Source organism: Flectobacillus sp., from assembly GCF_049240685.1.
In the GTDB taxonomy this organism is placed as follows: Bacteria; Bacteroidota; Bacteroidia; order Cytophagales; family Spirosomataceae; genus Flectobacillus.
In genome coordinates this window covers 1-8890 of record NZ_JBMLSD010000366.1, presented here as the reverse complement: position 1 = coordinate 8890, position 8890 = coordinate 1, and the positions used below count along the sequence as shown (strand labels likewise).

The 8890-nt window shown below is 37.1% G+C and carries 8 protein-coding genes; 5 read left to right on the top strand and 3 right to left on the bottom strand.

The genetic code is table 11. The features are described 5' to 3' along the window. Nucleotides 1-121: 121 nt before the first annotated feature. Nucleotides 122-1438, bottom strand: a complete 1317-nt coding sequence (locus ACOVQ4_RS16960) for a gluconate:H+ symporter (protein WP_421821810.1) — start codon at nt 1436-1438, stop codon at nt 122-124. 469 nt (nt 1439-1907) lie between these two features. On the opposite strand from ACOVQ4_RS16960, the gene ACOVQ4_RS16955 reads away from it, so the two are divergent. The 4 genes from ACOVQ4_RS16955 (at nt 1908) to ACOVQ4_RS16940 (ending at nt 5515) form a co-directional block, all read left to right on the top strand. After that, nucleotides 1908-2861, top strand: a complete 954-nt coding sequence (locus ACOVQ4_RS16955) for an acetyl-CoA carboxylase carboxyltransferase subunit alpha (protein ID WP_421821809.1) — start codon at nt 1908-1910, stop codon at nt 2859-2861. A gap of 119 nt (nt 2862-2980) precedes the next feature. Further along, complete coding sequence (locus tag ACOVQ4_RS16950) at nt 2981-3601, top strand: HAD family hydrolase (protein WP_421821808.1); 621 nt, start codon at nt 2981-2983, stop codon at nt 3599-3601. Beyond that, on the top strand, nt 3591-4778 hold the full coding sequence (locus ACOVQ4_RS16945) for a site-2 protease family protein (protein WP_421821807.1): 1188 nt from the start codon (nt 3591-3593) through the stop codon (nt 4776-4778). Before ACOVQ4_RS16950 ends, ACOVQ4_RS16945 begins: the two co-directional genes overlap by 11 nt. A gap of 170 nt (nt 4779-4948) precedes the next feature. Continuing rightward, a complete protein-coding gene (locus tag ACOVQ4_RS16940; protein WP_421821806.1) occupies nt 4949-5515 on the top strand; it encodes a 1-acyl-sn-glycerol-3-phosphate acyltransferase in 567 nt (188 codons plus the stop codon). A gap of 67 nt (nt 5516-5582) precedes the next feature. Here the strand turns inward: ACOVQ4_RS16940 and lpxB are convergent, their stop codons facing one another. Then, nucleotides 5583-6689 carry a lipid-A-disaccharide synthase gene (gene lpxB / locus ACOVQ4_RS16935; RefSeq protein ID WP_421821805.1) on the bottom strand — a complete coding sequence of 369 codons (1107 nt, stop codon included), beginning with the start codon at nt 6687-6689 and terminating at the stop codon, nt 5583-5585. 76 nt (nt 6690-6765) lie between these two features. After that, nucleotides 6766-7185, bottom strand: coding sequence for a 6-pyruvoyl trahydropterin synthase family protein (locus ACOVQ4_RS16930; protein WP_095162818.1), 420 nt, complete (start codon nt 7183-7185; stop codon nt 6766-6768). A 752-nt stretch (nt 7186-7937) separates the two neighbouring features. On the opposite strand from ACOVQ4_RS16930, the gene rfaD reads away from it, so the two are divergent. After that, nucleotides 7938-8890: ADP-glyceromanno-heptose 6-epimerase (rfaD, locus tag ACOVQ4_RS16925; protein ID WP_421821804.1), on the top strand; the 953-nt coding region annotated here is incomplete at its 3' end.

The following is an 8890-nucleotide window of genomic DNA, read 5'->3' as shown; positions in this document are numbered from 1 at the left end:
AAAATGTGTAAAAAAGTCGATACATCTGAATCAGACTTTCTCGTTTTGTCCAGTAATCAGAAAAAAGCTGTTATAAAGGTCTACAGACAGTTTACCACAGCTTTTTAGGTGATTTTTTTTGCTAGACAATCGAATTAAGAACCAACACACCAATCAAGCCCATAACACCTACAATCGTTTCCATTACCGACCATGTTTTGAAGGTATCCTTGATAGTGAGACCAAAATATTCTTTGAACATCCAGAAACCTGTATCGTTCACGTGTGAGCACATCAAACTACCTGCTCCAATTGATAAGACCATTAATTCAGGGTTTACATGGGTGGTAGCCATCAAAGGTTGAATAATACCTGCTGCCGTCAAACCAGCTATCGTGGCTGAACCCAGCGCTATTCGGATAATGGTGGCAATTAACCAGCCCAATACCAATGGAGATAAGGTAGAGTCTTGAAAAGCTTTTGCTATATCTGTCCCGATGCCACTATCAGTTAATACTTGTTTGAATGCGCCACCTGCTGCAATAATCATAATAATCATGGATGCCGAACTAATAGCACCTCCTGTTTTTTCCATCAAATATTCCATTGTTTTTCCACGACGAATACCCAAGAATATCAATGCAAATGTTACTGCTATCAGCATCGAAATACTTGGGTCACCCAAGAACTTTAAATAGTGGTGTAGCGCAGCGTTAGTGTCCATCGTTAACTCACTCGCTGTAGCCATGCCCATCAACACCACAGGAATTAAGGCTGTTAGGATACTTAAACCAAAGCCAGGCATTTCTTCTTCTTTAAATTGCTTGGTTTCGAATAAGCCCTTGGGTGGATTTGAAGAAATATTTTTAATAAATTCTGGAAAAACTAAGCCCGCAACAATTAAGGTTGGAATTGCCACGGTAAGTCCATAAATCAAAGTTTTACCAATGTCTGCTTTAAACAATACCGCAATGGTCGTAGGACCAGGGTGAGGAGGTAAAAAGCCATGTGTGACCGACAAGGCCGAGGCCATGGCGATACCCACATAAATCATCGGTTGACCAGTATTGAGCGCTACCGAAAAAACCATGGGTATCAAAATCACGAAGCCTGCGTTGTAAAACATCGCAATACCCACCACAAAGCCAGTAATTAATACGGCTAGTTTTACTCTCGATGCCCCAAAATACCGAATAAGAACTTGACTGATTCGCTGAGCTGCACCACTTTCTGAAAGCAAACTTCCAAGCATAACGCCAAAGCCAAGTATCAAAATAAGTGAGCCAAGTGTACTTCCAATTCCTTTCTGAATCGAGGTAAGAATATCGGACAAAGGCATCTGTTTGGCAACACCCACCAAAATTGCTGAGAAAATTAGAGAAAGAAAGGCATTGAGTTTTCCGAAGGTTATGAGGATTAGAAGTAATAAAATACTTAATACTAAGATTAAAATTGACATGTTTGAAGGGTTTTATGTATTTACTGGGATAGTAAGCCAAAAATAACATAAGTAGCGTATTTTCTCTAAAAAATAGAACTTTTTTAATAAGGTCTTATACGAAATACGCACAGAGTACAATAAAACTTGTCTCTCGGAAAAAACATAGACTTAGCACATTTTGGAATTGTATAAAAACTAGAGAAAAAAATGGTTGTTTCATGAAATTATCCTAAATTGCTCACGAGAATTGTTGAAATATCAAAATCAATTCTATAAAATACTTTTTATAAAACATTGACTAAGTGCTTCATTTTGAGGCGTTAATGTGGTTTGAGTTAGATTAGCTACTTGAAAAATATGATTATTTCGTGTTGTGAAAGGTCTTTTTGACTAACTTTGAGGGCTAAAAATCTTCCTAACGTAAGGATTGTTATTACTTAATCTATGCTCAAGCAAAGCTTGGGTATGCGATAAATTCAACAACAAAATGCGAACTCTCTTGGATTTTGAAAAACCGATAGCCGAATTAGAAGCCAAATTGGCAGAAATGAAAAAATTGGCGATTGATAATAATGTAGATGTATCGACAGCTGCGGCTCAATTGGAAGCTAGCATTGAAGAACTCAAAAAAGAAACTTTCTCAAACTTGACACGCTGGCAAAGAGTTCAGCTATCTCGTCACCCAGAACGTCCATATACACTCGATTATATCGAGAATATGTGTGATGAATTCATTGAGTTGTTCGGAGATCGTACAGTAGCAGACGACAAGGCAATGGTGGGTGGTTTTGGTAGAATTGGTGACGAAACCTTTATGATTATTGGTCAACAAAAAGGTCGTAATACCAAACAGCGTCAGCTTCGTAACTTTGGTATGCCAAATCCTGAAGGATACCGCAAAGCGTTGCGTTTGATGAAAATGGCTGAAAAATTCAATAAGCCAATCGTTACTTTGATTGATACTCCAGGGGCTTTCCCGGGGCTTGAAGCAGAGGAGCGTGGACAAGGCGAAGCGATTGCTCGCAATATTCGCGATATGTTCATGTTGAAAGTACCTGTCATCTGTATTATCATCGGTGAAGGTGCTTCGGGTGGTGCTTTGGGAATTGCGATTGGTGACAGAGTGTTGATGCTTGAAAATGCTTGGTATTCAGTAATTTCTCCAGAAAACTGTTCAACAATCCTTTGGAGAACTTGGAATTTTAAAGAGCAAGCTGCCGAAGCATTGAAGTTAACTGCCGAAGATATGAAAGGTAATAAGTTGGTAGACGGTATCATTCCAGAACCACTTGGCGGTGCTCACTTAGATTTTGAACAAGCAGCTCAAACTGTAAAAAATGTAATTCTTGAAACCTACAAAGAACTTTCTCAACTGTCTCCAGAGGAAAGAATCGACCAAAGAATTGAGAAATTCTCGTCGATGGGTGTGGTAACAGAATAATCAGTAAGCAAAAATGCAACTAAAATAAGCATATTAATAAGAGGTAAAACGATGATAGTGCAGCGTTTACCTCTTATTTTTTTGTCTACATAACTTCGAATCAACCGTTTATTTATTTTATGAAAAACATCATTTTTGATTTAGGAAATGTCGTAATCGATATCAATCTGAACGAAACTTATAAAGAGTTAGCAAAGCTATCAAAGGATTTTTCTTGGGAAGACGGAGAGAGATTATTGAAGGAAAAGCAAATTTGGGCTAACTATGAAAAAGGGCATTATTCGGATGCTGAATTTAGAGATTTGTTACGTCAAGAACTGAATATTACTGCCTCTGATGAAGAGATAGACAAAGCTTTCAATGCGCTTTTGTTAGATATTGACCCTGAGAGAATTTCTCTGATTAAGCGTTTAAGACAGAAGTATAATACCTATGTTTTGTCTAATACTAGCAATATTCATATTATCGAAGTAAATAAAATTTTGGAGCGTTGTACTGGCGAAAAACGTCTTGAGGATTTATTCGATAAGCTATTTCTATCCTACGAAATGGGCAAAGCCAAACCTCACACCGATATTTATGAAGCTGTTTTGAAAGAAGCAGGTTTGAATCCCGCCGAAACATTATTCCTCGACGATATGTTACCAAATTTGGAAGGAGCCGCTAAAGTTGGTATCCAAGTAAAACAAATTATTCCCAATGAATTTACGATTTTAGATATGTTTGCAAATGAAGAATAAAACTTTGGCGATTCAGTTGGTGCTGTTTGTAGTGACTGTTATAACTACAACATTGGCAGGAGCGGAGGCAATGACAGGACGCTTTTTCTTCTTTTTACCTGAAAAGGATATACTCAAATTTCCACGAGATTTTTGGCAAGGATTTGAGTTTTCGATTCCTTTTTTAGCAATCTTGACCTGTCATGAATTTGGTCATTTTTTTATGGCAAGGTATTATAAAATCCGAACAACACTCCCATATTATATCCCAATGTGGCTAAGTGCATTGGCTATGAGTATCGGAACGCTCGGCGCTGTGATTCGTATTCTTGACAGAACACGTACACGAAAACAGTATTTTGATATTGGTATAGCAGGCCCTTTGGCAGGTTTTGTGGTTGGTTTTGGCGTACTTTGGTATGGTTTTACGCATTTACCTCCATTGGATTATATTTATAAAATCCATCCTGAGTATATTAAATATGGGGCAAATTATGCGTATGAAATGTCCAAAAATGCCAATTTGCTCAATGGGCAATTGACCTTAGGGGATAATTTACTAATGCTTTTTTTCAAAAACTATGTGGCAGATTCAGCGCTATTGCCTCCTAATTTTGAGTTATCACATTATCCATTGCTTTGGGCTGGTTATTTATCACTATTTTTTACAGCTCTAAATTTGTTCCCGATTGGTCAGCTTGACGGTGGACATATATTGTACGGTCTTATTGGCAAAAAGAAATTTAATACCATTGCTCCGATTATCTTTGTAGGATTTTTGTTTTATGCAGGCATCGGAATGTACACGATTGACGAAATTAAGTCAATTGGTTTTGAAGGAAGCGCCTATAGCTCCGACTTAGATTTTTTCCTGTGGTTGGGTATATATATCTTTTTCTTGAAAACTTGTCTTTCCCGAATATCTCCTAATCCACTAACTCCTTGGGTAATTAGTTTGAGTATGGTAGTTGTTCAATTAGTAATGAGTGCCATCCCTGTGGTGAAGGATTTTCAAGGTTTCTCAGGGTTTTTTCCTTTCGCTTTTTTGTTGGGAAGATTTTTAGGTATCTATCATCCCGATGTGGAGGAGGATTCGCCACTCGATACCAAACGTAAAATTTTAGGATGGATTTCTCTAGGAATTTTTATTATATGCTTTACACCACATCCTTTTATGCTGATTGATATTAGCAAGTAAGTATTTGGGAAATGGCACAAAGGCACAAAGTGTTTGTTTGAATCTGATTTAGACAAATATTTTGTGCCTTTTTACTTTCATTATTCCTGACTTATGCAATTTTTTCTGTGAAATTGTTTCTAGTAAAGAATTTACTTATTTTCACTTGAAATATTAATTCACTTAAAATTATGCTAAATAAAATATTTATAATGCTATTTAAGTTGGCAGGATGGAAACTAGAGGGACAAATCCCTAATTCACTAAAAAAAAGTATGGTGGCAGTGGTGCCTCATGCCAGTTGGGTTGATTTTCCTGTTGGATTAGGAGCAAGAGCTGTGATAGGAAAGGAGATTGGATACTTAGGAAAAGAAGAGCTATTCAAACCTCCATTTGGTTGGTTGTTTAAAGCCTTAGGAGGTACTCCCGTCAACAGATCTAAGAATAATAATTTGGTAGATGCAGTAGTCCAAGTCTTTAACAATACTTCTGAGCTACATATCGCCATTGCACCAGAGGGAACCCGTAAAAATGTTGAAAAACTAAAAACGGGATTTTACTATGTGGCCAAAGGGGCTAATATTCCAATTATTTTAGTGGGATTCGATTATCCAAGAAAGACTGTCTTTGTACGAGAACCTTTCTACCCAACTGATAACGCTGAGGCCGATTTCAGAGAAATTGCAACTTATTTTAGTCAAATACAAGGTGTCCAGAAATCGTGGATTAAGAATTATTTGGAAGGAAAATACCTCTAATTGAAAGAATGAGTGATTGAGTAATAATTTTTAGAATGACTCAATCACTCATGTGCATAAGCTCCAACTATTTCAATAGATAATCAACCATCAAACTACCAGCTTTAGCAGACGCGCCTTTTTCGCCTAATATAGCTCTTACTTCGGCATATCCTTCTTGTTGTGCTTGGCGTCCTTCTGGCCTTAGTATCTTGTTTAGTTCTTCCTGAACGGTATTGTTATTTAAGTCATTCTGTATTAATTCAGGTACTATCTTTTTCTGAGCTACTAAATTTACCAAAGAGATATAAGGCACTTTGATAACCATTTTGGCGATGGCAAAAGAAATACCACTGGTTTTGTAACAAACAACCTGTGGAACATTCAATAAGGCCGTTTCTAAAGTTGCAGTTCCTGAAGTTACCAAAGCGGCATCAGCTACTGAGAGCAAATTGTAGGCATCGTCATACACTACTTTAATCGGAAAAATAGACTGCCAGCGTGCGTATAATTCTTTGGGAAGATTAGAAACTCCAGCAATTACAAACTGGTAATCAGGGAAATTATACGCCTGTGCCACCATCATAGGGAGTATTTTGGCTACCTCTTGGTGACGTGAGCCAGGTAAAAGCGCAATAATGGGTTTTTGACCTACACGAGCTTCTTTTCTGAAATTAGGTTTTGGCTGAAAGTCTGCAATAGCATCAAACAGAGGGTTTCCGACATAATCTACCTCGTAATCATATTTCTTAAAAAAGTCTTTTTCGAACGGAAAAATCACAAACATGCGGTCAACAAATTTCTTGATATTGAGCGCACGTGATTGATTCCAAGCCCAAACTTTTGGCGAAATATAATAGAATGTTTTGATACCAATAGACTTGACAAACTTCGCCACACGCATATTGAACCCTGCATAGTCGATAAGAATCACCACATCAGGCTGATAGGCTTGAATATCTTTTTTGCAAAACGATAAAAGTCCAAGAATTGTAGGGAGATTTTTGATGACTTCGGCAAAGCCCATAAAGGCAATGTCTTTGTAGTGTTTTACAAGCGTAGCGCCTGCTTCCTGCATCATATCGCCGCCCCAAGCACGAATTTGGGCGTTGGCATCCTTTTGAAGGATAGCTTTGATGAGATTAGAGCCATGCAAATCGCCTGAGCGTTCGCCAGCTATGATATAGTATTTCATGATGTGGGCTTTAGGCTGAGAGCTTCAGGCTGCTTGAGGAGCCAAGAATACCAGCCCAAAGCTTCACACAGTACAATTATTCGCCGTAATACTTCACTGAGTTTTTAGGCGTTTCGATGAGTTCGATGCAGTGTAGCTGTCCATGTGGAATTTGCTCATTGAGCTTTGGAGCTAAAATTTTCCAAATTTCCATGGCAAAAATTTCACAACTTGCCATTTTACCTTGCATAAAATCTACATCGAGATTTAGATTTTTGTGGTCAACACGCTCGATGATTTCATCTTTGATTATTTGGCTCATCACTTTCATATCAATCACGAAACCTGTGTCAGGGTCTGGAATACCTTTTACAGTAACGATAAGCTCAAAATTATGTCCGTGCCAGTTGACATTTGCACATGGACCAAATACCTCACGATTCTTTTCCTCTGTCCAGTTAGGATTATACAGCCTGTGAGCGGCATTGAAGTGTTCTTTACGAACTACGTAAACCATTTGTTTTCAGTTAATTTATTCGTTTTGCGAAAATCTCAGATGTTCTTTTTGCGGTATATCTGTTATTAGTTTATGAGTAAAAATAACTAATAATAGACAATCATGACATAGCAAACGACCCAAGTACAAAACTACGAGTGATGACCAGCAAAATCGCCGTGATTGGAATTGGGAAAACGTAGCAAAACCAATCTGTGGATTAAGAACACAAAGTTAATGGCTTTTAGTTTCACAAAAAAGAAAGCTGAAAACAATCATTTTATGAAAGTCTTTAATTTGTTCAATTTATTTCATTATTTTTAGATGTGATATTTCTGTTAATCAGCCTATTACTCTAACCTCTCGTATTGCTCTACAAGTGGTATCTTGAAAAGTTTATATTTTTTCAAAGTTAAGTGTATTGGTTTTTCGCAAAGCTTTAGGTACTTTTGCTTACTTTTTCTAGGAATAGTGCGATTTTAAGTCTGTTTTGATTTCTTATAATAAATGGCTTTTGTCATAGAATTAAAAATCCCGATATTCCTACAAAACAACTTTGCTCCTTATCTGCTTATTGTATTTTGACAATATAGATTTAATAAATAGACAGGTTCGTAATAGAACCACGTAGTCGAGTTACTACCTTTCGGAATTATTTATTATCCAAAATGATTGAACATATCTTCCGAGTGGATTTTTCTCGATTATAAAGAGAATCATTAGTTTTTCATAAATAACACATTCCAGAACCACTCAATTTTAGTTTTTATTGTATGATTATTGTTACAGGTGCCGCTGGGTTTATTGGAAGTTGCCTTATTCAACGCTTGAATGAGGACAATTTTAACTATATCATTGCTGTTGACGATTTTTCTGATGAGCAAAAGAATAAAAATCTTGAAGGAAAAAAGATTCAAGAGCGTGTAGACCGCGAACACTTTTTTGAGTGGTTGGATGCAAACTATCAAGAGGTTGAATTCTGTTTCCACATTGGTGCTCGTACTGATACGACAGAGTTCAATGTAGATATTTTCAACAAATTGAATTTGAATTACTCAAAGAAGATTTGGAAAAAATGTCATGACTACCAAATTCCATTGGTGTATGCTTCGTCGGCTGCTACTTATGGTTTGGGCGAGCATGGCTATGATGATAATGAGTCTTTGATTCCTCAATTGAAGCCTTTGAATCCTTATGGTGATTCAAAAAATGACTTCGATATCTGGGCATTACAACAACAAGAAAAACCTTTCTTCTGGGCTGGGTTGAAGTTCTTCAACGTTTACGGACCAAACGAATTCCACAAAGGTCGTATGGCATCTGTGATTTGGCATACATTCAACCAAATCCAGAAAACTGGCGCGATGAAGTTATTCCGCTCCCATAACCCTGATTTTCAGGATGGTGAGCAAATGCGTGATTTTGTGTATGTAAAGGATGTGGTAGAGGTTTGTTTGTTTTTGATGCACCACCGTCGCAACTCAGGTATTTATAACTTAGGTTCTGGAAAGGCAAGAACTTTCTTGGATTTGGTAAAAAATACTTTTTACGCCTTGAATCTAGAGCCAAATATCTCATTTATTGATACTCCAGAAGATATTCGTGATAAATACCAATATTTCACAGAAGCAAATATGTCAAAATTAAAGTCGATTGGTTACGAAAAACCTTTCCATACTTTAGAAGAAGGCGTAACAGATTATGTGAAGAATTATTTAGCAGATCA